Annotated in this window: 27 protein-coding genes; 12 read left to right on the forward strand and 15 right to left on the reverse strand. The window is 59.8% G+C overall.

Translation table 11 applies throughout. The annotated features are described in order from the left end of the window. The first annotated feature begins 286 nt into the window (after positions 1-286). Positions 287-1,078 carry a crotonase/enoyl-CoA hydratase family protein gene (locus tag QYH43_RS19570; RefSeq protein WP_301157860.1) on the forward strand — a complete coding sequence of 264 codons (792 nt, stop codon included), beginning with the start codon at positions 287-289 and terminating at the stop codon, positions 1,076-1,078. Between the two features lie 55 nt (positions 1,079-1,133). On the opposite strand, the gene QYH43_RS19575 is transcribed toward QYH43_RS19570, so the two are convergent. Beyond that, positions 1,134-1,889, reverse strand: coding sequence for a spermidine synthase (locus QYH43_RS19575; protein ID WP_301157861.1), 756 nt, complete (start codon positions 1,887-1,889; stop codon positions 1,134-1,136). 148 nt (positions 1,890-2,037) lie between these two features. On the opposite strand from QYH43_RS19575, the gene QYH43_RS19580 reads away from it, so the two are divergent. Next, positions 2,038-3,384: a class II 3-deoxy-7-phosphoheptulonate synthase gene (locus QYH43_RS19580; RefSeq protein ID WP_095061118.1), complete on the forward strand. Its 1,347-nt coding sequence runs from the start codon at positions 2,038-2,040 to the stop codon at positions 3,382-3,384. Positions 3,385-3,471: 87 nt separating this feature from the next. Here the strand turns inward: QYH43_RS19580 and QYH43_RS19585 are convergent, their stop codons facing one another. Both QYH43_RS19585 and QYH43_RS19590 read right to left on the reverse strand, forming a co-directional pair. After that, positions 3,472-4,701: a winged helix-turn-helix domain-containing protein gene (locus QYH43_RS19585; protein ID WP_095061120.1), complete on the reverse strand. Its 1,230-nt coding sequence runs from the start codon at positions 4,699-4,701 to the stop codon at positions 3,472-3,474. Positions 4,702-4,765: 64 nt separating this feature from the next. Further along, positions 4,766-4,981 (reverse strand): DUF1127 domain-containing protein, encoded by a 216-nt coding sequence (locus QYH43_RS19590; protein ID WP_095152881.1) that lies wholly within the window; start codon positions 4,979-4,981, stop codon positions 4,766-4,768. 95 nt (positions 4,982-5,076) lie between these two features. Here QYH43_RS19590 and QYH43_RS19595 point away from each other — a divergent pair, with 95 nt between their 5' ends. Further along, positions 5,077-5,931: a LysR substrate-binding domain-containing protein gene (locus QYH43_RS19595; RefSeq protein WP_301157862.1), complete on the forward strand. Its 855-nt coding sequence runs from the start codon at positions 5,077-5,079 to the stop codon at positions 5,929-5,931. Here the strand turns inward: QYH43_RS19595 and QYH43_RS19600 are convergent. Continuing rightward, positions 5,921-6,670, reverse strand: coding sequence for a sulfite exporter TauE/SafE family protein (locus QYH43_RS19600; RefSeq protein ID WP_095061126.1), 750 nt, complete (start codon positions 6,668-6,670; stop codon positions 5,921-5,923). The genes QYH43_RS19595 and QYH43_RS19600 overlap by 11 nt on opposite strands. Positions 6,671-6,840: 170 nt before the next feature. Between QYH43_RS19600 and QYH43_RS19605 the strand changes: the two genes are divergently transcribed. Continuing rightward, on the forward strand, positions 6,841-7,302 hold the full coding sequence (locus tag QYH43_RS19605; RefSeq protein ID WP_095061128.1) for a MarR family winged helix-turn-helix transcriptional regulator: 462 nt from the start codon (positions 6,841-6,843) through the stop codon (positions 7,300-7,302). Between the two features lie 294 nt (positions 7,303-7,596). After that, positions 7,597-8,016, forward strand: coding sequence for an organic hydroperoxide resistance protein (locus QYH43_RS19610; RefSeq protein ID WP_095061130.1), 420 nt, complete (start codon positions 7,597-7,599; stop codon positions 8,014-8,016). 86 nt (positions 8,017-8,102) lie between these two features. Here the strand turns inward: QYH43_RS19610 and QYH43_RS19615 are convergent, their stop codons facing one another. Together QYH43_RS19615 and earP are read right to left on the reverse strand one after the other, a co-directional pair. Further along, positions 8,103-8,672: an elongation factor P gene (locus tag QYH43_RS19615; RefSeq protein ID WP_003404205.1), complete on the reverse strand. Its 570-nt coding sequence runs from the start codon at positions 8,670-8,672 to the stop codon at positions 8,103-8,105. Positions 8,673-8,720: 48 nt separating this feature from the next. Next, on the reverse strand, positions 8,721-9,863 hold the full coding sequence (gene earP, locus QYH43_RS19620) for an elongation factor P maturation arginine rhamnosyltransferase EarP (protein ID WP_301157863.1): 1,143 nt from the start codon (positions 9,861-9,863) through the stop codon (positions 8,721-8,723). Positions 9,864-9,987: 124 nt separating this feature from the next. Here earP and QYH43_RS19625 point away from each other — a divergent pair, with 124 nt between their 5' ends. Further along, a complete protein-coding gene (locus QYH43_RS19625; protein ID WP_301157864.1) occupies positions 9,988-10,413 on the forward strand; it encodes a hypothetical protein in 426 nt (141 codons plus the stop codon). After that, positions 10,406-10,888: a GreA/GreB family elongation factor gene (locus tag QYH43_RS19630; RefSeq protein WP_095061136.1), complete on the forward strand. Its 483-nt coding sequence runs from the start codon at positions 10,406-10,408 to the stop codon at positions 10,886-10,888. Before QYH43_RS19625 ends, QYH43_RS19630 begins: the two co-directional genes overlap by 8 nt. A gap of 6 nt (positions 10,889-10,894) precedes the next feature. Here QYH43_RS19630 and cysB read toward each other — a convergent pair whose 3' ends face one another. The 5 genes from cysB to QYH43_RS19655 form a co-directional block, all read right to left on the reverse strand. Then, positions 10,895-11,869, reverse strand: coding sequence for an HTH-type transcriptional regulator CysB (gene cysB / locus QYH43_RS19635; protein WP_053161674.1), 975 nt, complete (start codon positions 11,867-11,869; stop codon positions 10,895-10,897). Positions 11,870-11,982: 113 nt separating this feature from the next. Beyond that, on the reverse strand, positions 11,983-12,486 hold the full coding sequence (locus QYH43_RS19640; RefSeq protein ID WP_095061138.1) for a universal stress protein: 504 nt from the start codon (positions 12,484-12,486) through the stop codon (positions 11,983-11,985). A 95-nt stretch (positions 12,487-12,581) separates the two neighbouring features. Then, a complete protein-coding gene (locus QYH43_RS19645; protein ID WP_095061140.1) occupies positions 12,582-13,487 on the reverse strand; it encodes a 5'-nucleotidase in 906 nt (301 codons plus the stop codon). Between the two features lie 25 nt (positions 13,488-13,512). Further along, complete coding sequence (locus tag QYH43_RS19650; protein WP_095061142.1) at positions 13,513-14,466, reverse strand: putative 2-dehydropantoate 2-reductase; 954 nt, start codon at positions 14,464-14,466, stop codon at positions 13,513-13,515. Beyond that, complete coding sequence (locus QYH43_RS19655) at positions 14,463-14,849, reverse strand: co-chaperone YbbN (RefSeq protein WP_095061144.1); 387 nt, start codon at positions 14,847-14,849, stop codon at positions 14,463-14,465. The genes QYH43_RS19650 and QYH43_RS19655 overlap by 4 nt, the downstream gene beginning before the upstream one ends. Here QYH43_RS19655 and QYH43_RS19660 point away from each other — a divergent pair. Together QYH43_RS19660 and QYH43_RS19665 are read left to right on the forward strand one after the other, a co-directional pair. Beyond that, positions 14,848-15,291, forward strand: a complete 444-nt coding sequence (locus QYH43_RS19660; protein ID WP_095061146.1) for a PilZ domain-containing protein — start codon at positions 14,848-14,850, stop codon at positions 15,289-15,291. The two genes, QYH43_RS19655 and QYH43_RS19660, sit on opposite strands and share 2 nt — an antisense overlap. Before the next feature lie 128 nt (positions 15,292-15,419). Continuing rightward, positions 15,420-16,496, forward strand: a complete 1,077-nt coding sequence (locus QYH43_RS19665) for a 3-deoxy-7-phosphoheptulonate synthase (protein WP_095061148.1) — start codon at positions 15,420-15,422, stop codon at positions 16,494-16,496. A 72-nt stretch (positions 16,497-16,568) separates the two neighbouring features. Here QYH43_RS19665 and QYH43_RS19670 read toward each other — a convergent pair whose 3' ends face one another. Next, positions 16,569-16,856: a GNAT family N-acetyltransferase gene (locus QYH43_RS19670; protein ID WP_008057026.1), complete on the reverse strand. Its 288-nt coding sequence runs from the start codon at positions 16,854-16,856 to the stop codon at positions 16,569-16,571. A gap of 640 nt (positions 16,857-17,496) precedes the next feature. Between QYH43_RS19670 and oprI the strand changes: the two genes are divergently transcribed. Then, a complete protein-coding gene (oprI, locus tag QYH43_RS19675) occupies positions 17,497-17,748 on the forward strand; it encodes an outer membrane lipoprotei OprI (RefSeq protein ID WP_095061150.1) in 252 nt (83 codons plus the stop codon). A 123-nt stretch (positions 17,749-17,871) separates the two neighbouring features. Here oprI and QYH43_RS19680 read toward each other — a convergent pair whose 3' ends face one another. The 3 genes from QYH43_RS19680 to QYH43_RS19690 form a co-directional block, all read right to left on the reverse strand. Continuing rightward, positions 17,872-18,846: a L,D-transpeptidase family protein gene (locus tag QYH43_RS19680; RefSeq protein ID WP_095061152.1), complete on the reverse strand. Its 975-nt coding sequence runs from the start codon at positions 18,844-18,846 to the stop codon at positions 17,872-17,874. A 1,159-nt stretch (positions 18,847-20,005) separates the two neighbouring features. Next, positions 20,006-20,299, reverse strand: coding sequence for a hypothetical protein (locus QYH43_RS19685; protein WP_003226812.1), 294 nt, complete (start codon positions 20,297-20,299; stop codon positions 20,006-20,008). A gap of 56 nt (positions 20,300-20,355) precedes the next feature. Continuing rightward, entirely contained in the window at positions 20,356-20,961 is a 606-nt protein-coding gene (locus QYH43_RS19690; protein ID WP_095153071.1) for an arylesterase, read from the reverse strand. 10 nt (positions 20,962-20,971) lie between these two features. Between QYH43_RS19690 and QYH43_RS19695 the strand changes: the two genes are divergently transcribed. Both QYH43_RS19695 and QYH43_RS19700 read left to right on the forward strand, forming a co-directional pair. Then, entirely contained in the window at positions 20,972-21,655 is a 684-nt protein-coding gene (locus QYH43_RS19695; protein WP_095056721.1) for an ABC transporter ATP-binding protein, read from the forward strand. After that, complete coding sequence (locus tag QYH43_RS19700) at positions 21,655-24,159, forward strand: ABC transporter permease (protein ID WP_301157865.1); 2,505 nt, start codon at positions 21,655-21,657, stop codon at positions 24,157-24,159. Before QYH43_RS19695 ends, QYH43_RS19700 begins: the two co-directional genes overlap by 1 nt. The last annotated feature ends 31 nt before the right edge of the window (positions 24,160-24,190 follow it).

Raw genomic sequence — 24,190 nt, forward strand, 5'->3', positions numbered from 1 at the left:
AGTCCGCGGGGCGGACGTGCAGCCGAAGCTGGCTTCGGGGAATTGCGCTACCTAAACGCGGCCCGGTTAAAGGCCGGCGCGCACTATACCGGAATTAGCCCGAAAAGGGAGCTTTTTTTATCAGAAATGCGCCGAATACACCTTTGTGTCACCGGCTTTGCGGATTATCGCTCGACCGTCTACTTTTCAAAGGGCCCGGCCTTGCGGGTGATGGCGCTAAAACGGTTCACCCCATGCCGTGCAGACCGCCGGTCTGACACGCCTTTCCCGCCCCGAGGACCGCTCCATGAATCAGCCTTGCTCCAGTCGCGTCAGCCGTGAACGGCGCGGTCATGTATTCCTGATCGGCCTGGACAGGGTGGCCAAGCGCAATGCCTTTGATCTCGACCTGCTCAATGAACTGAGCCTGGCCTACGGCGAGTTTGAAGCCGACACCGAAGCGCGGGTGGCCGTGGTGTTCGGCCATGGAGAGCACTTTACTGCCGGGCTCGATCTGGTGGATGCCAGCGTGACACTGGCCGAAGGCTGGCAGGTACCACCCGGCGGTTGTGATCCGTGGGGCGTGTTCGCGGGTCCGCGGGTCAATAAACCGGTGATTGTTGCAGCACAAGGCTACTGCCTGACCATCGGCATCGAATTGATGCTGGCGGCCGACATCAACCTGTGCGCCAGCAACACCCGGTTCGCACAGATGGAAGTGCAGCGCGGCATTTTCCCGTTCGGCGGCGCCACCCTGCGACTGCATCAAGTCGCTGGCTGGGGCAATGCGATGCGTTGGCTGCTGACCGGCGATGAGTTCGATGCCCACGATGCGCTGCACCTGGGCTTGGTGCAGGAAGTCATGGCCAGTGAAGATCTGCTGCCCCGGGCGATTGAACTGGCCGAGCGCATTGCCCGGCAGGCACCGCTTGGCGTTCAGGCCACGCTGATGTCGGCACGGCAGGCGCGCTATGAAGGTGAAACCGCTGCGGCGCAGGGGTTGCCGCCGCTGGTGAAGAAATTGATGGCCAGCGAGGATGCCCGGGAGGGTGTGCGATCAATGGTTGAGCGGCGGCCCGGAGTCTTCAAAGGTCACTGACACACCCTTTGTGGCGAGGGGGCTTGCCCCCTCGCCACAGCAATTTTTCTAACTTTCAAGTGGCCGGGCGAATGCTCTTGATCAACGACTGCAACGAATACCCCAGCAGTGGCGCCAGCGCTTCGGCACGAGCCGTCAGGCCTTGCATGTCCAGCTCCTGATCCAGTTCGGACGGTACGATCAGAATCACATTGCCCTCCTTCACCGGCAGCTCCCAATAGTGGCGGTGATACAACCCGCGCAGCAATGCGGCGCCCAACGGTTTGCCATCGTCGGTGGCCCACTGGTTGATCACCAGCCAGCCACCGGGATTCAGGCGTTTCTGGCAGTTTTCCAGAAAGCTCCAGGCCAAATGCCCGACACCAGGACCGACGTCGGTGTAGAGGTCGACAAAAATCAGGTCCGCCGGCTCTGCGGTATCGAGCAATTCCAGCGCATCGCCCACCCGGATATACAGGCGCGGATCGTCATCCAGCCCCAGGTACTCGATAGCCAAACGCGGGACGTCGGGGCGCAACTCGATGGCCTCGACATCTTCCAGCGGCAGGAACTTGAGGCAGGCCTGGGTCAGCGTACCCGCACCAAGACCGAGGAACAGTGCGCTTTCCGGTTGCTCATGGCACAGCGCGCCAATCAGCATCGCCCGGGTGTAGTCGTATTCGAGCCAGCTCGGATCGGCCGTAAACACACAGCTTTGCTCGATGGCATCACCGAATTCGAGAAAACGGTAATCAGCCACCTCCAGCACGCGAATCACACCAAACTCGTCCTGCACCTCGGCGAGCAAATGCTCGACGCGCTCCTCAGTCATTTCGTCTCCTGATCGTCACCGGACCCGGCGACGCGATGCGCCGCAACATGAAGCGGCAAAGGCGCGATTGTCCGCGAAGCGACGGGAACAGGTCACGCACTAATTGCTGATAACATGGACGTCCGAGCGTAAAACACTAGAGATGATGATGAGCCAACCCTGGAGTCCTGACAGCTGGCGCGCCCTGCCGATCCAGCAACAACCTCAATATCCCGACGCTGCGCATCTGCAGCAGGTCGAGCAAACGCTGGCCAGCTATCCGCCGCTGGTGTTTGCCGGTGAAGCCCGGGAATTGCGTCGTCAGTTTGCCGAGGTGACTCAGGGTCGCGCGTTCCTGTTGCAGGGCGGTGATTGCGCCGAGAGTTTCGCCGAATTCTCCGCGGCGAAGATCCGCGACACCTTCAAGGTGTTGCTGCAAATGGCGATTGTCATGACGTTTGCGGCCGGTTGCCCGGTGGTTAAGGTCGGGCGCATGGCGGGGCAGTTCGCCAAGCCGCGTTCGGCCAACGACGAAACCATCGATGGCGTGACCCTGCCCGCCTACCGTGGCGATATCGTCAACGGCATCGGTTTCGACGAGAAAAGCCGCGTGCCGGACCCGGAGCGCCTGCTTCAGTCGTATCACCAATCCACCGCCACCCTGAACCTGTTGCGCGCCTTCGCCCAGGGCGGGTTTGCTGATTTGCATCAGGTGCACAAGTGGAACCTGGACTTCATTGCCAACTCGGCCCTGGCGGAAAAGTACAGCCATCTGGCCGACCGCATCGATGAAACCCTGGCATTCATGCGCGCTTGTGGCATGGACACTTCGCCACAACTGCGCGAAACCAGTTTCTTTACCGCCCACGAAGCGCTGCTGCTGAACTACGAAGAAGCCTTCGTGCGTCGCGACAGCCTGACCAACGATTATTACGACTGCTCGGCGCACATGCTGTGGATCGGCGACCGCACCCGTCAGCTCGACGGCGCCCACGTCGAATTCCTGCGCGGGGTGAACAATCCGATCGGGGTCAAAGTCGGCCCGAGCATGAACCCGGACGACCTGATTCGTCTGATCGACGTGCTCAACCCGGACAACGACCCGGGCCGCCTGAACCTGATTGCGCGGATGGGCGCGAACAAGGTCGGCGATCACTTGCCACAGCTGATCCGTGCGGTACAGCGCGAAGGCAAGCAAGTGCTGTGGAGTTCGGACCCGATGCACGGCAACACCATCAAGGCCAGCAGCGGCTACAAGACCCGCGATTTCGCGCAGATCCTGGGTGAAGTGAAGCAGTTCTTCCAGGTCCACGAAGCGGAAGGCACCTATGCCGGCGGTATCCACATCGAGATGACCGGGCAAAACGTCACCGAGTGCATTGGCGGTGCGCGACCGATTACCGAAGATGGGTTGTCGGATCGCTACCACACCCATTGCGACCCGCGGATGAATGCCGATCAGTCGCTGGAACTGGCGTTTTTGATTGCCGAAACCTTGAAGCAGGTTCGACGCTAAATCGCGTCGCACTTATCGCCGGCAAGCCAGCTCCTACAGGAATGTGCAACCCCTTGTAGGAGCTGGCTTGCCAGCGATGGCGTCAACTCAGTCACCATCAACCTGTGCCAATGCAACCCGTAACCTGTCCGCACTCGCCCGCGGGCAATTCAACTGAACCTGCGCCAACCCCAGCCAATCCGCCATCTGCCGCAGATTGACCGCCAGCGCCAGCATCCCCTCGTCATCCAGCCCCGACGTTTCCTCATGCACCGCGTGCACCGCCAATCGCCCCGCCGCCCTCTCCGCACGCAGATCAACCCGTGCAGCAATCCGTTCGTTGTGCAAAAACGGCAAGACGTAATAGCCGTAGACCCGCTTGTCCTGCGGCGTGTAAATCTCCAGCCGATAGCGAAAGTCGAACAGACGCTCCGTCCGGCTGCGCTCCCAGATCAGCGAATCGAAAGGTGACAGCAATGCACTGGCCTCGACCTTGCGCGGCACCTTGGGCTCGGGCAGGCAATAGGCCGGTTGCTTCCAGCCCTGAACTTCACAGGTGAGCAACTCGCCCGCCTCGACCAACTCCGCCAGACGCGGACGACTGTCCGCGGGATTGAGTCGAAAGTAGTCGCGCAGGTCCTTTTCCGTGCCGACGCCCAACGCGGTCGCTGCATGCAGCAACAGTCCACGCTGCGCTTCGGCTTCATTCAGAGGCGGTTGCGCAAGGATCGCCGAAGGAATCACCCGCTCCGGCAAATCATAAAGTCGTTCGAATCCGCGACGCCCGGCCACAGTTACCTCGCCAGCGGCGAACAACCATTCCAGTGCATGCTTTTCCGCGCTCCAGTCCCACCATGGTCCGGCCCGCTCCTGACGGGTCGACAGGCTGCCAGCCCCCAGCGCGCCCTGCTCCTCGACCGAAGCCAGCACCCGACGAATCGTGTCTTGCTGTTCATGACCAAAGCGCGCCAATTGCTGATAAATGTCTTCGCCACGGCTCGCGCGCTGCATGCGCCAGCGCATCAACGGGTACATCGACAGAGGCAGCAACGAAGCTTCATGCCCCCAATACTCGAACAACGTACGACGGCGACCCTGACTCCAGGCAGCCTGATCGAGCAAATCGGATGAGTAATTGCCGAGGCGGGAAAACAGCGGAAGGTAGTGCGAACGCACCAACGCATTGACTGAATCGATCTGCAAGATGCCCAGCCGTTCGATCAGGCGATTGAGCGCAACAGCCTTGATCGTCGCTGGCGACTGGCGCCCGTTGAACCCTTGGGCGGCCAGCGCCAGACGCCGAGCCTGTTTGAGGGTAAAGGACAATGTTGCGGGCATGGGCATCTCCTTGTCTGCTCGCAACCTACCTCACCGGTAAGGGGTTTGTGTAGCGTGGCTCCCATCATTTATGCATCGGGTCATTCCAGAACGGCTTGATCGACTCGCTCTCCACATCCGCACGACTCATGCCGATGTCCTTGAGTGCCTCGTCGCTCAGGCTCGCCAGCAATTCGCGCTCGCGATGCAGTTCGTACCAGCGGCTGACCTTGTGCAGCAGATCGGAGATCAGGTGAACCGAATGGTGTTCCGTGCCTTGAAACTCATGTTGACCTTTCATCTTGTTGCCCTCCGTTTGGATGGCTCCAGTCTCGCGCCGGGTCTAAGATCAATCCAACGAATGTTTCTGATGTCACATATCTCGGAGATTGATGAATGTCGGCCTACCCGAGTATCGATACCGACGTATTGCGCACCTTCGTCGCGATTGCCGACCAGGGTGGTTTTACCCGTGCCGGTGAACTGGTCAATCGCACCCAGTCGGCGGTGAGCATGCAGATGAAGCGGCTGGAAGAGGATGTGCTGCAACGCCAGTTGTTCCAGCGTGACGGGCGGCAAGTGCGCCTGACCGCCGAAGGTCAGGTGCTGCTCGGTTATGCGCGGCGCATCCTCAAGCTGCACAGCGAGGTGTTCAATACGCTGCGCGAGCCGGACATGGTCGGCATGGTGCGCATCGGTACGCCGGACGATTATGTGATGCGTTTCCTGCCGGGGATTTTGCGGCAGTTTGCCCAGTCCTATCCGCTGATCCAGATCGAAGTGCACTGCGAATCCTCGAAACAACTGCTGATGCGGCAGGACCTCGACCTGTCCATCGTTACCCGCGAGCCGGGCAATGAAATCGGTCAGTTGTTGCGCAAGGAGCGTTTTGTCTGGGCCGAGGCGCAGTGCTACAGCGCCCACGAACAGACGCCGTTGCCTCTGGCGATGTTCAACAGCGATTGTTTCTGCCGCTTGTGGGCCTGCAATGCCCTTGATGCCCAAGGGCGCGATTACCGCGTGGCGTACAACAGCGACAGCCTGTCGGCGATCATGGCAGTAGTCAGTGCTGGCCTCGCGGTCACAGCGCAACTGGAAAGCCTGATCACCCCGGACATGCGCATTCTCGGTAAAGCCGAGGATCTGCCGATATTGCCAGAAGCCAGCATCATGCTGGTGCGCAACCTGCACAACCCGTCACCGATTACCGAGTGCCTGGCCGAGCACATCATCGAAGGCTTCAAACTTTAAACGCGAGCATCACCGCGCAAAACACCAGGAAGCCACAGAACAGCCCGCGCAGCAGTCGCTCCGGCAGCGCGTGGGCGATTTTCACGCCCCAACTGATGCTCATCAGGCCTCCAATCGCCAAGGGCACGCCAATCAGCCAGTCGACCTGGTGGTGCACGGCGTACGTCACCAGCGTGACGCCCGTGCTGGGCAGCGCCAATGCCAGCGACAGCCCCTGCGCCACCACCTGACTGGTGCCGAACACACTGGTCAGTACCGGCGTCGCCACCACCGCCCCGCCCACACCAAACAATCCGCCCATCACACCGGATGCAGCGCCCAGCACACCCAGCCATGGCCACGAATAGTTCATCTGCGAAGCGCCGGGCGCACTGGCGGTGAACATTCGCAGCAGGTTGTAGACCGATAGCGCCACCAGGAACGCAACGAAACCGATCCGCATGGTTTGCGCATCGATGCCCACCGCCCAGATCGACCCCAGCCAGGCAAAGCAGAATCCCATGCTCGCCAACGGCAAAGCGTGGCGCAGTTCAATGCGGTTGCGCTGGTGATAGCGCCACAACGCGAGCATCACGTTCGGCACCACCATCACCAGCGCTGTGCCTTGGGCGATCTGCTGATCGAGGCCGAACAGTACGCCCAGCAGCGGTATGGCGATCAACCCGCCGCCAATGCCGAACAATCCACCCAGCGTGCCCAGGGCTGCGCCAAAAACCAGATACATCAAAAATTCAATCACAGGCGATTTTCCTTTGCATCACGCCGTTCATCCTACGCAGTTGATTCTGCTGCGCAAACATCAAGTAACACCTCGGCTTTGCGGGACTCGCATCAACGCTGGGCCAGAATTATCTGGCGCATTAAAGATTTGGCCGCTAGATTCCAAGGATCACTGAACAAGGCTTTGACATGACCACCGAGCGCATCACACCGGATAACTGCGACCACCTGTTGCTGGACAACCAGGTCTGCTTCGCCCTGCATTCCACGTCGCTGATGATGACCAAGGTCTATAAACCGCTGCTGCAAGCACTGGGCCTGACCTATCCGCAGTACTTGGCAATGATGGTGCTGTGGGAACGGGACGGTTTGACCGTGAGCGAAATCAGCTCGCGCCTGCTGACCGATCCAGGCTCACTCACGCCACTGCTCAAACGCCTGGAAGCTGAAGGCTTGCTCAGCCGCACACGCAGCCGGGAAGATGAACGGGTGGTGATTGTTGAACTCACGGAAAAAGGTCGTGCGTTGCGGGACAAGGCTCGTGATATTCCCCAATGCATCCTCGGCGCCAGTGGCCTGACCCTGGAGCGATTGCAGCAGCTGCAAGCCGAGCTGCAAGAGCTGCGCAGCCACCTGCAAGACAGCCTGTAATCTTCCAGCCAACAAAAATCCCCTGTAGGAGCGAGCTTGCTCGCGATAGCGGTATTTCAGTCAATATCATTGCTGAATGAGCGGACGCTATCGCGAGCAAGCTCACTCCTACATTTGTAGAGTCACGTCTCCCCCGAACAATCTCATCTACTCCCCCAGCCGTTCGTCCGTCTCTCTCTAAATCTTTGAATATTTATCTTGCGCACAAAACATTAGCGAGATACATTTATTTCGCACTTACTTAGCGCGCAAACATTTAGCGCAAACAACCCAAACCAAAACGAGGCTTCCACCATGCAAACTCTCTACACCGCCATCGCAACTTCCACCGGTGGCCGCGACGGTCGTGCGGTTTCCAGCGACAACATCCTCGACGTCAAACTCGCCACGCCGAAAGAGCTCGGTGGTGCCGGTGGCGCTGCCACCAACCCTGAGCAACTGTTCGCTGCCGGTTACTCCGCCTGCTTCATCGGCGCGTTGAAGTTTGTCGCCAGCCAGACCAAACGCACTATCCCCAACGACGCTTCGATTACCGCCCATGTCGGCATCGGTCAGATCCCTGGCGGTTTCGGCCTGGACATTGACCTGCACATCAGCCTGCCGGGCCTTGAACAAGCCGATGCACAAGCACTGGTCGATGCGGCTCATCAGGTTTGCCCGTACTCCAACGCCACCCGGGGCAACGTCGATGTGCGCCTGCACGTCACCGTCTGATCCCGCAGGTTTTATCGCTGGTGCTGAAATTCAGGCACAAAAAAGCCCGACTCAAAGGTCGGGCTTTTTCATTCCTGAAGCGGTGCTTATTTAGCACGGCCTTTGTAGGAACCGCCTTCGCGGGTATCGATCTCGATCATGTCGCCGATTTCGATGAAGTCAGCAACCGACAGCTCGGTACCGTTCTTCAGTTTGGCAGGCTTCATTACCTTGCCGGAAGTGTCGCCGCGAGCGGAACCTTCGGTGTAGTCAACCTGACGCACGATGGTGGTCGGCAGTTCTACGGAAACCAGACGGTCTTCGAAGAAGACGGCTTCGCAAACGTCGGTCATGCCTTCTTCAACGAATGGCAGAACGCTTTCGATGTCTTCGGCGTTCAGCTCATACATGGTGTAGTCGGAGGTGTCCATGAACGTGTAGGTGTCGCCGCTGATGAAGGACAGGGTCGCTTCTTTGCGGTCGAGGATCACGTCGTCCAGTTTGTCGTCGGCGCTGTAAACGATCTCGGTCTTGTAACCGGTCAGCAGGTTTTTCAGCTTGGTCTTCATGATCGCGCTGTTACGACCCGACTTGGTGAATTCAGCTTTCTGAACCAGCCAAGGATCGTTTTCGAGACGGATCACGGTACCGGGTTTCAGTTCTTTACCAGTTTTCATTGCGAATATCCGAATTTGGATGGGATTTACAAAAATCTAGGCCGCATATCATATCCAATTTCCATAAAACTGTACCAGCGCCGTGGCAAGATCGTCCTGCAAGGCCTGTTCCAGACACCACGTCTCGGCGTGTTTTTCCAGCTCTGGCCAGTGTTTACGTGTGGATTGCCAGTGGTCGGTCATTTTCTCACCGGCGTTCCACGCCCGCCAGAGACCGCTGATCGCCTCCCGTGCCGGCGCCGACAAGCCCTTCGTGTACAGCTCAAGAAAGGCTTCGAGCTTATCCAGGTGAATGTCTTCCTCCTGCTGATAGATATGCCACAGCAGCGGGCGCCCTGCCCATTGGGCGCGGACAAAGGAATCTTCGCCGCGCACGGCATTGAAATCGCAACTCCAGAGCAACCGGTCATATTGGTCCTGCCGGACGAAGGGCAGCACCTGCACGGTCAGGGCGTCACGCACATGCAGGTCACCCGCCACCAGCTCATCGACTCCGAGCCAGCGCGCGACGTCGCCGAGTATTCGTCCCTCGGGCACCAACAGATGTGTGTGCGTCGAATCGGCGGCCATTGAATCGAGCCAACTGGCCAGCCCGGTATTTTCGTAAGCAAACAATGAGATCAACTGCGCGCCAGGTGCGCGATCGATCCCCAATCCCTGCAGGAATTCTCGCTGGGCTTCGGGGCTTTGCTGAAACTGCCGACGTTGCTCAAGCAAATCGCGCTCACGCAACAACCCACCCGTCCCCTTCTGGAAGCCCGGGAAGAAAAAGAATTTCTGCACGTGCCTGAACTTCACCGATGGCAAACCATGGCAGCCAATCACCCAATCCTCGGCGCTCAGGTAATCGAGGTTCATCCACAACGGCGGTTTTTCCCGCTCGGCCATGGCTTCCATGTAAGCACTGGGCAACTGACAAGCGAAGGCGGCGATCACCACGTCTGCGGCTTCGGTCGGCTGCCACTGGGCCGGCCACTGGCGGACCTCGACATGTTCCTGCCACTGTTGCGCGGCGTGGATGTCGATCGCCGGGCACAGACGCTCGAACGCACGCAGATCATCGACCCATAAACGCACCGCCAAACCGTGTTCGGCCACCAGTTGACGGGCCAGCCGCCAGGTCACGCCGATGTCGCCAAAGTTATCGACCACGGTACAAAAAACATCCCAGCGGGTTTTCATTTCAGGCATTCCAGGCTCCCGTTGGCAAAGGTGCCGATTGTCCGCATAAATTACCCCGCGCAGAAGAGCCGACGGCGATTAATCTTCATGCGACAATCGCCATTCGCCCGCGACTATTCGCCAGGAGGCCGCCATGCCCTATCGTCCCACTCCGCGCCGATCCTTCCCGATTCGACTCAGTGCCTTGTACCTGACCGGCAGTATCGCGCTCGGCATGTGGCTGGGGTTCATTGCCATTGCGCTGACCTGTTGGCTCGCTTCGCGTCTGTTCAGCGAGCAATTGGCACCGGTCGCGGCCGCAGTGGAGCATTTGGCCAACCCACCGGCAGCCACGCAACCGGGCCCGGACATCGCGCCCCAGAGCCCTCTGTTCGAGCAATACGAAGAGAACCTGCGCAAGAACGAACAGGCGCAACGGCTCGATCAGGCACGCAGCAGCAGTCGCAACCTGGCCAACCCGACCTGTCAGTTCTGGCTGCAACAGGATCGAACCATCCCCAGCGAAAAAAGCCGCGCCAACGTCCTGCAATTCTGCGATTCTGCGATTGATCATGAATAAACACACGGTTCACCAACTGATTCTCGACAAGCTGCGCATCGATCTCGACATCGCCGAACGTGCCGCGCAAACCGCTTACGAAACCGCGACCCACGAAGAAAACATCGCCGAGAACAAGTACGACACACTGGGGCTGGAGGCGTCCTATCTGGCTGCCGGACAGGCCAAGCGTGTGGAGGAAATTCGCCACTCGCTGACGCTTTGCCAGAACCTGAACTTGCGTGCGTATGACGAGCAGCGCGGTATCGAGGTCGGCGCCCTGCTCGGTCTGGAAGACGAAAAAGGTCGCGAGCAATGGCTGTTTCTGGCGCCGGATGCGGCGGGCCTGAAAGTTGATCTGGTGGGACAGTTGATTACCGTCATCACCCCGCGCTCGCCGTTGGGCAAAAGCCTGTTGGGCAAATTCGAGGGCGATGAGGTGGAGATTCTGGTGGCGGGCGCTCGGCAACAGTTTGCTGTCACCGAGGTCGTCTGACCGGCATTAGTGAACGGGCAGTTCAACACCGTCGAACAGTTCTTCGAGTTCCTGCTTGTTGTGGCAAGCAATGGCTTTGGCCATGACTTCGCGCGTCAGGTGTGGGGCGAACTTCTCGATGAAGTCGCACATGAACCCACGCAGGAAAGTGCCGCGACGGAAACCGATCTTGGTCACGCTGGATTCGAACAGTTCGCTGGCATCGAGCACCACCAGGTCGCTGTCGAGTTTGGTATCGACGGCCATTTTCGCCACGATGCCTACGCCCAGACCGAGGCGAACATAAGTTTTGATGACGTCAGCGTCGGCGGCGGTGAACACCACTTTCGGCGTCAGGCCACGGTGACTGAAGGCTTCGTCGAGTTTTGAACGACCGGTAAAACCGAACACGTAGGTCACGATCGGGTATTCAGCCAGCGCTTCGAGGGTCAACTTCGACAGTTTGGTCAGCGGATGCCCTTGTGGCACGACCACGCAACGGTTCCAGCGATAGCACGGCATCATCACCAGATCACCGAACAGCTCAAGCGCTTCGGTGGCGATGGCGAAATCCACGGTGCCGTCAGCAGCCATTTCGGCGATCTGCATCGGCGAACCCTGGTGCATGTGCAAAGCCACATCCGGGTATTGCTTGATGAAATTGCTGATCACCGGCGGCAATGCATAACGCGCCTGGGTGTGGGTGGTGGCGATCGACAGGGTGCCTTTCTTCTCGTTGGAGAATTCCTGGGCGATCTGCTTGATGCTTTCAACCTTGCGCAGAATCTCGCCAGCGGTGGTGATGATGCGCTCGCCGGCAGGGGTGACGCGGGTCAGGTGTTTGCCGCTGCGGGCGAAGACCTCAACGCCCAGCTCGTCTTCCAACAGGCGGATCTGTTTACTGATGCCGGGTTGAGAGGTGTACAGGCTTTGGGCCGTAGCGGAAACGTTGAGGTCGTGGTGCGCCACTTCCCAGATGTAGCGCAATTGTTGGAGCTTCATATGAATCCCTCAAAGCAGGTAGACGCCACGGGCATCAGCGACGATATATAACTATATTAATGGCTCGAAGAATAAATCTAGAACTTTTTTATCAAATTGCCATTATTCGTGTTCTAGCGATCCTCCTGGCGACGACGTTGCACCAGTGGCACCAGATAAACGGGCACTTTGGCCAGTTGCAGCACGCGCGCAGCGGTCCGCCCCAAGGGTGTTTCCGCTCCCGCACCATGGCTGTGACTGCCTAAGATCAACAAATCCACAGAGAGTTTCTGCGCCTGGTCCAGAATCACCTGCGACGGATCGCCCTGCAGCACCCGCACTGCCTGGATCCGCTCCAGGTCATGTTCGTTCTCCTCGCCCAATTCTTCGCGAAAACTGTCCAGCACCCGCTGTTCAATATTGGCAATCACCGTGTTCAGCCCCTGGCTGTGAAACTCGTTCAGCGCTTGCTCGTCGAGGTAACTTTGCAGCACCGATTCGGCAAACAGCCCCATGGGTTCAACGGCGTGCACCACGTACAAGTCGGCATTGAAGGTTCGGGCCAACTCCAGGGCATGCTGCATCACCACGGGGGCGTACAGACCGAGGTCAGTGGCATACAGCATCGAACGAATCATATGACCTCCTCGAATGCCAACATGGCGGAGATTTGATTCAGCTTAGCAGTGCCTTGCCGACCGCGGCGCCCGGCGTAACGCGTTGAACGGCAGGCTTAAACCTTTTGCTCGTTGCTTATACCGTGGGGCACGTGGCCGGTGGCGACGACTTCACGGGCCAACTCGCAATGCCCGGCCTGATCGTCGAAAAATACGTCGGCGGCGAAGGCTTCGAGAAACGCCGATTTGGTCAGGCCACCGAGGAACAGCGACTCGTCCAGGCGGATGTCCCATTCGCGCAAGGTGCGAATCACCCGCTCATGGGCCGGAGCCGAGCGCGCCGTCACCAGCGCAGTGCGGATCGGGCAGGCGTCATCCGGGAACTCGCGCTGCAACAGATTGAGGGCGGCGAGGAAGCCTTTGAACGGTCCGCCGCGCAACGGTTCGCGGGCGGATTCACGCTCACTGGCCTGGAACGCCTCCAGACCTCCAGACTGGTAGATACGCTCCGACTCATCGGAAAACAGCACCGCGTCACCGTCGAAAGCGATGCGCAATTCGTCACTGGCCGCACGACTGGCACCGCCCGACAAAATGGTCGCCGCCGCGAAACCTTCGTCCAGCGCACTGCGCACGTCTTCGGCATGGGTCGAGAGAAACAGATCGCAGCCAAAGGCCTTGAGATACGGATACGGACTGCGACCACCGACAAATGCCGCGCGGGAAATCGCCAGCCCGTAGTGATCGATCGAGTTGAACACCCGCAATCCGGTGTCGGCGCTGTTGCGCGACACCAGGATCACTTCGACCCGGGCGCGGCCCAGGTGAGTGTTGAGGTTCAGAAGTTTTTGCACCAACGGGAAGGCATCGCCGGGTTCGAGGATTTCGTCCTCGTGCTCGATCTGATACTGCCGGTAGGCTTCAACACCACTCGACAGGTAAACCTTGTGGCTTTCGCTCAGGTCGAACAGCGCCCGCGAAGAAATCGCCAGCACCAGCTTGTCGTCGATAGTCTTTGCCATGCCCTTCCCCCTCAGGTCGATCGACTCAAGTATTTCGTCGATCAATAAAACTCAAGCTGCGATACAAGGCTTCGATACGAGGCATCTCACATCCGGCCGCCTTGGCTGCCGCCAGTGGCCGGGCATAAATCGCCTCCAGCTCAAGCGGTCGCTTGTGCAGGAAATCGTGGTACATGCTCGGCCAGTAGTCGGGCATTTTTTCGGTCACCATGAACAGATGTTCGGCATAACCCGCCGGCACGTCGTGACCACAAGCGGTTGCGCCCCGAACCACTTCGGCCATCAGCGCCTTGATCAGTTCGCGACTGTCGCTGTCGGCCATCAGCGGCGTGGTGCTGGCCCCGAGCAACACCGAGAGCCCGTTGTACGGAATATTCCAGACCAGTTTTTGCCAGCGCGCCTGATGCAGGTTCGCCATGGCCTGGGAATCGATGCCGGCGGCGAGGAACAGCCCGACACCTTCCTCGACAATGACCCTGCGCGCCGATTCATCAGCGGGACCGCTATGGTAGCCAACATGCACCGCGCCGAGCGCCTGATGGATGATCACACCCGGCCCCTCGCGATGGACGCAGATATAGCAAAGCCCGCCGAGCACATGCAGGGAATCAGGGAGCAACTCGCGCAGGCTGTCTTCAACATCCAGGCCATTTTGCAGCAGCAGCACCTTGGCACCCGGTGCGGCGGCCTGGAGGATGGCCGGTGCCAGATCGGCATTGCTGGTGGTTTTCGCGCCGACCAGCAACCAGTCGCAGGGCGGCATGTCTTCGGCGCACGAATACGCTTGCACCGGGTTCAACGTCAGCGCGCCATAGGGCGCGCTATCGACTCGCAGACCGCGCTCGGTCACTGCGGAAAATTCGCTTCGCAGCAAGAAATGTACATCGAAGCCGGCACGCGCCAGCATCACTCCATAGAAACCGCCGATTGCGCCGGTCCCGATAATGCCGATTCTCGGCTTGGCCACTGCCCCGCTCATGGCAACTCCTCTGCTGTACGACTCAGCGCCTGCGCCACGGCAGCATTAAGCTCCGAGCGGGTCAGACGCGATGTCAATGGTCCATGGAATTCACCGTCGCGCACGACAAACAGCGCCGGCAAATGAAAAACCGAATATCGCTCGACCACCCCGCCGTTGGTCCCGGCATCGATCCAGCACAGTCGATCGACGGCCAGATCAAGTCCAGGCAACTGCTCACGGGCAAACCGGCAACTGGCACAGCCAACGCTGGTGAAAATAACCAGCGACACACCACTCATCGCCAGCAGCCGTTGGTCGGCGTCGAAATCGGTGAGGTCCAATTCGACCACTATACTGGGTGGAACAATGTCAGATGGCCGACACATGGAGTCTGTGTTCATGGGACGTTTTATTCCTCACCCTGACGATGTGCCCGTCGAATTAACGTTGCTCAAACCCGAGTGTATTTCGCGGCAACAACTGCACACTACCAGTCTGGGGGGCATGGCTTGCAATTACCATCGGGCCTGGCGCTATGGTACGGCGGTTGAAGTGCGCATGCCGACCCTGAACCCCGACATGCGTTTTCTGGGCTACGTCGCCTGGTGCCTGCGGCGCAAACGCGGGTATCTGGTGGGCATTGCCTTCGTCGACGAGCAGACACTGTTCAGCGCCCGGATGGGCGAGCAGGTCTGCCAGATCGATCGCTACTGCCGCCTGCATGACGCCCACGACGATTTGCAGGATATTCAGGCCCTGGCCCTGGAATGGGTCCAGGAGCATGCCAACGAGTTCTCTCATGAGTCGGTGCGCAAGGCGTTTGCGCAGCCTGTGCTGGATTAAAGCGGTGTCTGCCCATTGTCGAGGCACGGTGTAACGCGCTAAGGTTCGGGTCCCCGACGCGCTTAATTTGCTGTGCTCCGCCGCGCGGGTTCGCTGGCGGCCGGCACCCGTGACCTGACGAGTAAACGATGGCTGATTTACCGATCAACGACCTTAACGTCGCCTCCAACGAGACGCTGATCACTCCCGATCAGCTCAAGCGCGATATTCCCCTGAGCGATGCTGCCCTGCGCACCGTCACCAAGGGCCGCGAAGTCATTCGCAACATTCTGGATGGCACCGACCATCGCCTGTTCGTCGTCATCGGGCCTTGCTCGATCCACGACATCAAGGCTGCCCACGAATACGCCGACCGCTTGAAAGCCCTCGCGGCCGAAGTGTCCGATACCCTGTATCTGGTCATGCGCGTGTATTTCGAGAAGCCGCGTACCACCGTCGGCTGGAAAGGCTTGATCAACGACCCGTACCTGGACGACTCGTTCAAGATTCAGGACGGTCTGCACATCGGTCGCCAGTTGCTGCTGGACCTGGCTGAAAAAGGCCTGCCGACCGCCACCGAAGCCCTCGACCCGATCTCCCCGCAATACTTGCAGGACCTGATCAGCTGGTCGGCCATCGGCGCGCGCACCACCGAATCCCAGACCCACCGTGAAATGGCTTCCGGCCTGTCCTCGGCAGTCGGCTTCAAGAACGGCACCGACGGCGGCCTGACAGTGGCGATCAACGCCCTGCAATCGGTTTCCAGCCCGCACCGTTTCCTGGGCATCAACCAGGAAGGTGGCGTGTCCATCGTGACCACCAAGGGCAATGCCTACGGCCACGTGGTACTGCGCGGTGGCAACGGCAAGCCGAACTACGACTCGGTCAGCGTCGCACTCTGCGAACAAGCGCTGAACAAAGCGAAGATCAAGCCGAACATCATGGTCGACTGCAGCCACGCCAACTCCAACAAGGACCCGGCCCTGCAACCGCTGGTGATGGAGAACGTCGCCAACCAGATTCTCGAAGGCAACCAGTCGATCATCGGACTGATGGTCGAGAGCCACCTGAACTGGGGCTGCCAGGCGATCCCGAAAGACCTCGCCGACCTGCAATACGGCGTGTCGATCACCGACGCCTGCATTGACTGGACCGCGACTGAAAACACCTTGCGCAGCATGCACGCCAAGCTCAAGGATGTGTTGCCGAAACGCGATCGCAGCTGATCGCCGTTTACAGCAGACAAAAAAACGCCGGGCTGAACCCGGCGTTTTTTTATGCGTTCGTTTTGTAGACGGTCACTGACTCAGTTTGGCCGCGTGGCGCTGGTGACGCTCCATGTAGCGCTCGACATAGGAGCACGAAGGGATGACGGTGTAGCCCATCTCCTCGGCGTACTCCAGCGCCTTCTCGGTCAACGCTGCTGCAATACCGCGACCGCGCAATGCGTTGGGCACGAAGGTGCGATAGATGTCCAGGGTCTGTTTCCCCAGATCCATATAGGTCAGATACGCACGATGACCGTCCACATTGGTCTCGAACTGATGACCAGCCTGGTCATGGTGGATGGACAACGCCTCGCTCATCACTACTCCTCGCGGGTCGGGAATTCCGACCCCTACCTTACCGATGTTTTTCCGGCGAAGGAACATCTACGCCACCCCGTGCCTGAATGGACACCGAGAAGAACTGCACCGATCTCGCGCTACCGAGCACGTACAAATAGTAGGCACCATTGCCCGAAATGCTCAAGGTGCGCTCGTCATTACGCGGGTTGCCGGGGTGCGGCTCCGGGTCACGCAGGAAAGGCCCGCCCCAGGATTTCCAAGGTCAAAGGCCTGAACATTGCCGGATGTTGAGACTTAAGACGAACGCCCGTTGTTAAAGTCACCTGAACATGGAGAAAGATATGAGAAGCGCCGCACAGATCCCGCGGGAAAGTGTAGACGAATCCATATAGGCAGACTTTAGCCAAGACTGAAAAAAAGAGCGTTGGGAATGAGGAACTTTTACCAGGCAGCTCGCTCAGGGTCGGGGCTTGTAGCTGAGTGTTTTTTAAACAACGCAGTTAAAAGTTGCTCGAAAAAGAATCAACGCCTACAATTTTTTAGGCTTCTTGCTTCACGTCAGTTTTACTTACTACAAGTAATGGGTAGTATGTACGCCGGCTCTTTCCTCACTCTGAGGAGACAGCTACTTAATAGAAAGTCCTTGAAGGGGAACACGATGAACAACGTTCTGAAATTCTCTGCTCTGGCTCTGGCCGCAGTTCTGGCTACCGGTTGCAGCAGCACATCGAAAGAAACCGAAGCACGTCTGACCGCTACTGAAGACGCAGCTGCTCGCTCCCAGGCTCGTGCAGACGAAGCTTACCGTAAAGCTGATGAAGCTCTGGCTGCTGCTCAAAAAGCACAACAGACTGCTGACGAAGCTAACGAGCGTGCTCTGCGCATGCTGGAAAAAGCTAGCCGTAAGTAATAATCCCTCGGGATTGTTATCAAGCCGACCCATTTTTTGGGTCGGCTTTTTTATTGCCCGCCGTTTACCGCAGGCAATAAAAAACCCGCCGACGCGGCTGCGTCGGCGGGTTTCTTTCAAGCCTTACTGCAGCGGATCGAGGGGTGCACTCGACATCATCGGAGCAGCCGTGTTGTTCGGCACACCGATTTCCACCGGCAGGCCGTCTTCGGCAGCCACAACATCACGCACCACATCCCAGTTCATGCGCAGGTTGTTGGTGATGTCTTCACGCTTGAGCATCGCATTGATGACTGCGGTGTGCTTGTCGACCACCGACGGGTTGCCCTTGTCGTCCAGCGGTGTGTGCGCTTCCAGATAAACCTTGCCACCGCTCACGCCGAACTTGTACGAGTCGTTGATGATCCGCACCGACGTACCGACCGGCACCATGCCCGCCATTTGCAGCACATTGTTGTTGAACATGCGGAAGCAGCCGTGGCTGGTACGCATGCCGATGCCGAACTTCTTGTTCGAACCGTGAATCAGGTAGCCCGGGGTCCCCAGAGTGAACTTGAACGGTCCCAGCGGGTTGTCTGGACCTGCCGGCACTACGTTCGGCAGCGGGTCACCGTCGGCAGCGTGCTCGGCCTTGATTGACGCCGGAGGCGTCCAGGTCGGGTTCGGCGTCTTGGCGGTGATGCTGGTGTGAGCAATCGGCGACCCCCAGCCTTCACGACCGATACCCAGCGGGAACGTGTACACCACGTTCTTGCCTTTCGGGAAGTAGTAGAGGCGGTATTCGGCGAGGTTGATCACGATGCCTTCACGGGGGCCCGGCGGCAGGATGAAACGCGTCGGCAGAATGATTTCGGTGCCAGCACCGGGCAGCCATGGGTCGACACCCGGGTTGGCCGCGACCATTTCCGTGTAGCCCAGGTCGTAGGTGGTACCAAGGTCAGCGAAGGTATCTTCGTATTTGGCCTTGACCACTTGCACCTGGCCGACGATGTCTTCACCAGGCGGTGGTAGAGGCAGCTCCAAGGCTGCGACAGGACCGGCCACAAACAGGGCGGCAAGGGTCAGGCAGCGGGTGACGGCAGGAAAGCGCGGCAACATCCGGAAAATCCTTCGCATTGATCAACAGAGGGTATAAGTGCGCGATTGTACACCGCTGTCTGTTTTTCGGGGAGATCGCCCGACTTCAGGTGATGGTTCCGCCCTTACGAGGGGGCGAGTGCGTCCGAGCCTACCGACCGGCCAGGTTCCGATGCGTGCGTATTTCCCTGTAGGAGCTGTCGAGTGCAACGAGGCTGCGATCTTTTGACCCTGCTTTTTACAGGCAAGATCAAAAGATCGCAGCCTTCGGCAGCTCCTACGGAGTGATACATCCGCGAATTCAGGCCGCCATCGCTGGCAAGCCAGCTCCTACAATGGATCAGCGCACACCCATGCTCTTCACCACTCACCAGGCCGAGCGTTAGCTCGCCTTTCGCTTTTGATCCACCCGCCCCCTCGGGAGAGTGATACATCCGCGAATTCAGGTCGGCTGTCAGGCCGCCATCGCTGGCAAGCCAGCTCCTACAATGGATCAGCGTACACCCACGCTTTTCACCACTCACCAGGCCGAGCGTTAGCTCGCCTACCGCTTTTGATCCACCCGCCCCCTCGGGAGAGTGATACATCCGCGAAATCAGGCCGGCTGTCAGGCCGCCACCGCTGGCAAGCCAGCTCCTACAATGGATCAGCGTACACCCACGCTCTTCACCACTCACCAGGCCGAGCGTTAGCTCGCCTTTCGCTTTTGATCCACCCGCCAACTCGGGAGAGTGATACATCCGCGAATTCAGGTCGGCTGTCAGGCCGCCATCGCTGGCAAGCCAGCTCCTACAGTTGATCGGCGTACCTCCACGCTTCTCACCACTCACCAGGCCGAGCGTTAGCTCGCCTTCCGCTTTTGATCCACCCGCCCCCTCGGGAGGCTGAGTGGAGGTGTTTATCCGGGGATTGGCGCGCAGCGCCGTTCGACGCAGTCGAACTCATTGCATGTAGGTCGTAGCGAAGCAGACCGGAGGGCAATGCCCCCGGATGAATGCCGGAGCGAAGGAACGCCGAGCCTCAGCGAGGGGCCGTACGTAAGGGGCGAGACCTTTTGGTTCCTTTTGTGTCGTTTGACAAAAGGGACTCGCCGTAAGGGCGAAACCATAAGCAGCCGTTACCGCAGAAACGGATATGTACTCGGTCAACCAAAGTCAGGCCGCCAAGACGGGATCAAAGCTCACAGCTCAAACCGCAACTCAGGCCAGATCGGCGACGTACCCCGCTTCTGCGACTCAAGAATCGCCCGACACAACGAACACAACCGCTGATCCTGAAACACCCGCCGATCAACACTCGACCAACGCGGTTGCGCAGGCAACAGGCTGCCACACAGCGTACGGTCCGCCGAGCCGCCCAACTCCAGTTGACGGGTCACCAGATGCACCCGCACTTCCTGGCAGGCGAACAGATCCAGCTGTTCGTCAGGCTCGATCAGTTGATAGGCAAAAAGTGACCAGGCGGGACGCGGCATCGGGGGCTCCAAATCGGGGGCGCCACCTTAGCCGAAAGCCTGCGACTAGAAAAGCGTCATAACAGCGGTTTTAGAGTAGGCCAGACATTTTCCAGCAACTTGTCCTGAGCCCCGGCTGCCGGGTGGATGCCGTCGGCCTGCATCAGCTCCGGGTGACCGCCCACGCCCTCGAGAAAAAACGGCACCAACGGAATTTTCTTCTCATCGGCCAGGTTGCTGTAAACCTCCGCAAACGCCTTGGTGTAGCGCACCCCATAATTGGGTGGCAATTGCATGCCCAGCAGCAACACCTTGGCACCGCTGGCCCGGGAGCTGTCGATCATCGACGCAAGATTTTGTTGCAATTGTGTTGGCAGCAATCCACGCAGGCCATCATTGCCGCCCAACTCCAGCACAACCAGCTCCGGCTTATGCTCTGCAAGCAGCGCCGGCAGGCGCGCCTGACCTCCGGCACTGGTGTCACCACTGATGGACGCGTTGACGACTTTATCGTCGAAACCTTCGCGCTTGAGCCGCTGTTCGAGCAACGACACCCACCCCAACCGGGTATCCAGGCCGAAACCGGCGCTGATACTATCGCCAACGATCAGGACAGTACCCGCCGCTGCGTTCTGGGCCATGCACATCAGGGCCAGACCGGCACTCAAAAACCACACACGCATCGGATTCTCCATGGGCGCAAGCATTCTCATCGCGAAGGACCTTAGCAAAGTGGTTCCCAGCGCGGAAGGTGAACTGACCATCCTGCACGAACTCAGCCTGGAACTGAACAAGGGCGACAGCCTGGCCATCGTTGGCGCGTCCGGTTCCGGCAAATCCACGCTCCTGGGCCTGCTCGCCGGCCTCGACCTGCCGAGCAGCGGCGAAGTCACCCTCGCCGGCCAAGCCCTGAGCAACCTCGACGAAGACCAGCGCGCACGCATCCGCGCCGAGCATGTGGGTTTTGTCTTCCAGTCTTTCCAACTGCTCGACAGCCTCAACGCCCTGGAAAACGTCATGCTGCCGCTGGAGCTCGATGGCCGCAAAGACGCCCGCAGCCGGGCCACGGAGTTGCTGCAACGGGTTGGACTCGGCCAACGCCTGACCCACTCGCCACGCCAGCTATCCGGGGGTGAGCAACAACGCGTAGCGATTGCCCGGGCGTTTGCCGCCGAACCCGATGTGCTGTTCGCCGATGAACCCACCGGCAACCTCGATAGCCACACGGGTGAGCGCATCAGCGACCTGCTGTTCGAACTCAACCAGGAACGCGGCACGACCCTGGTGCTGGTGACTCACGACGAACGCCTGGCCCATCGCTGCCGGCGCCTGATCCGACTTGAAGCGGGCCTGCTGGTCGCCCCTCTGGAGCCTTGATGGCACGTCTGCCGCTGTTGCGCCTGTTCAGTCTCGCCATCCGCCAACTGCTGCGCGACGCCCGCGCCGGTGAGTTGCGCGTGTTGTTCTTCGCGTTGCTGGTGGCCGTGGCCGCGAGTACCGCCATCGGTTACTTCGGTGCCCGCCTGAACGGCGCGATGATGTTGCGTGCTACGGAGTTCCTCGGCGCCGACCTGCTGCTAGAAGGCAGTTCACCGGCGCGGCCCGAACAGATCAAAAGCGGCACCGAACTGGGCCTGGTACACGCGCAAGTGGTGGAGTTCTCCAGCGTTATCGCCACCGACAACGGCATTCAGCTGTCCAGTATCAAAGCGGCGGACAGCATCTATCCGCTACGTGGTGAACTGAAGAGCGCGCCCGCCCCGTTCGCTCAGGAAGTACCCGGTGGCGGACCGAAGCCCGGTGAAGCCTGGGTCGAAGCGCGGCTGCTGACCGCGCTCGACTTGAAGATCGGCGACAGCGTCGATGTCGGCATGAAAACCCTGAAGCTGGCGCGCGTGCTGACTTACGAACCCGACCGCGCCGGCAACTTCTACAGCCTGACGCCACGGGTGCTGATCAACCTCGACGACCTTGCCGCAACCGGCGTGGTGCAGCCCGGCAGCCGAGTCAGTTACCGCGAACTCTGGCGCGGCAATGCCGAAGCGCTGGAAACCTATCGGCAATTGATCAAACCCGGACTGGCGGCCAATCAGCGCATCCAGGATGCCCGCGATGGCAACCGGCAGATCGGCGGCGCCTTGGGCAAAGCAGAGCGTTACCTGAACATGGCCAGTCTGGTGGCGGTGTTGCTGGCCGGTGTGGCGGTGGCGCTGTCGGCGACGCGTTTCGCGACCCGCCGTTTCGATGCCAGCGCACTGCTGCGTTGCCTGGGTCTGTCACGCCGGGAAACCCTGGTGTTGTTCAGCCTTCAACTGACCGTGCTCGGACTACTCGCCAGCCTCACCGGCGCCGCAATTGGTTGGCTGGCACAGCTGGGGCTGTTTGCCTTGTTGCATGATTTGCTACCGACCGACGTGCCACCGGGCGGTCTGTTTCCGGCCATCGCCGGGATCGGCACCGGACTCGTGGCACTGGCCGGTTTCGCCTTGCCGCCGCTGGCTGCCTTGGGTCGGGTGCCGCCATTGCGGGTGTTGCGTCGGGACATGCTGCCGATTCCCTCCAGTACGTGGATGGTCTACGGCGCGGCGCTGGGTGCTCTTGGCCTGATCATGTGGCGCCTGAGCCTGGATCTGCTGCTGACCTTTGCCCTGCTCGGCGGTGGCGTGGTTGCCGCGCTGGTGCTGGGTGGTCTGTTATTGCTGCTGCTCAAAAGCCTGCGACGGATGCTCGCCCGCGCCTCCCTGCCGTGGCGCCTCGGCCTGGGCCAACTGCTGCGTCACCCACTGGCCGCCGCAGGCCAGGCCCTGGCGTTCGGCCTGATCCTGCTGTCGATGGCGCTGATCGCCCTGCTGCGTGGCGAGCTGCTCGATACCTGGCAGAACCAGCTGCCGAAAAACGCACCGAACTACTTTGCGCTGAACATCCTGCCCGCGGACAAACAGGCCTTTACCGATCGCCTGATCGCCGTGTCGGCACAATCGGCGCCGCTGTATCCGGTGGTGCCGGGGCGCCTGATCAGCATCAATGGCGAGCCCGTGCAACAAGTCGTCACCAAAGAATCGGCCGGTGACCGGGCCATCCAGCGTGATCTGAGCCTGACCTGGGCGGCGGACCTGCCCGCCGGCAACAAACTCACCGCCGGCAACTGGTGGCCCGAGCAACCGCCCGATGAAATCCCCGGCGTCTCGGTAGAAGGCAAAGTTGCCGAAAGCCTGAAGCTGAAACTGGGTGATCATTTGGTCTTTACGGTCGGCGGGGTCAATCGCGAGGCGAAAGTCACCAGCCTGCGGGACATCAACTGGGACAACTTCCAGCCGAACTTTTTCATGATCTTCCAGCCCGGCACCCTGAAGGATCTGCCGGCGACGTACCTGACGAGTTTTTATCTGGCGGCGGGCCATGACCAGCAGATCGTCGACCTGTCCCGGTCTTTCCCGGCGGTGACCATTCTGCAAGTCGAGGCGCTGCTGGCGCAGCTTCGCAGCATCCTCGCCCAAGTCACCCTGGCGGTAGAGTACGTGCTGTTGTTCGTGCTGGCGGCGGGGATGGCAGTGTTGTTCTCCGGTCTGCAAGCAACGCTGGATGAACGCATTCGCCAAGGCGCATTACTGAGGGCGTTGGGCGCGGAACGGCAATTGCTGGTCAAGGCGCGGCGGATCGAATTTGGCTTGCTGGGTGCGGTCAGCGGCTTGCTGGCAGCGCTGGGCTCGGAAGTCGTGAGCCTGGTGCTTTACCGGTATGCGTTCGACCTGCCCTGGCATCCACATCCGTGGCTATTGATACTCCCATTGATGGGTGCGCTGCTGATCGGTGGCGCCGGTGTGTTCGGTACCCGCCGGGCGTTGAACGCAAGTCCCCTGACAGTGCTGCGCGAGGGTTGATAAACTCAAGCGCACTTAATCACAAGAAGTC

The sequence above is a fragment of the Pseudomonas sp. C32 genome, assembly GCF_030417915.1.
Lineage (GTDB): Bacteria > Pseudomonadota > Gammaproteobacteria > Pseudomonadales > Pseudomonadaceae > Aquipseudomonas.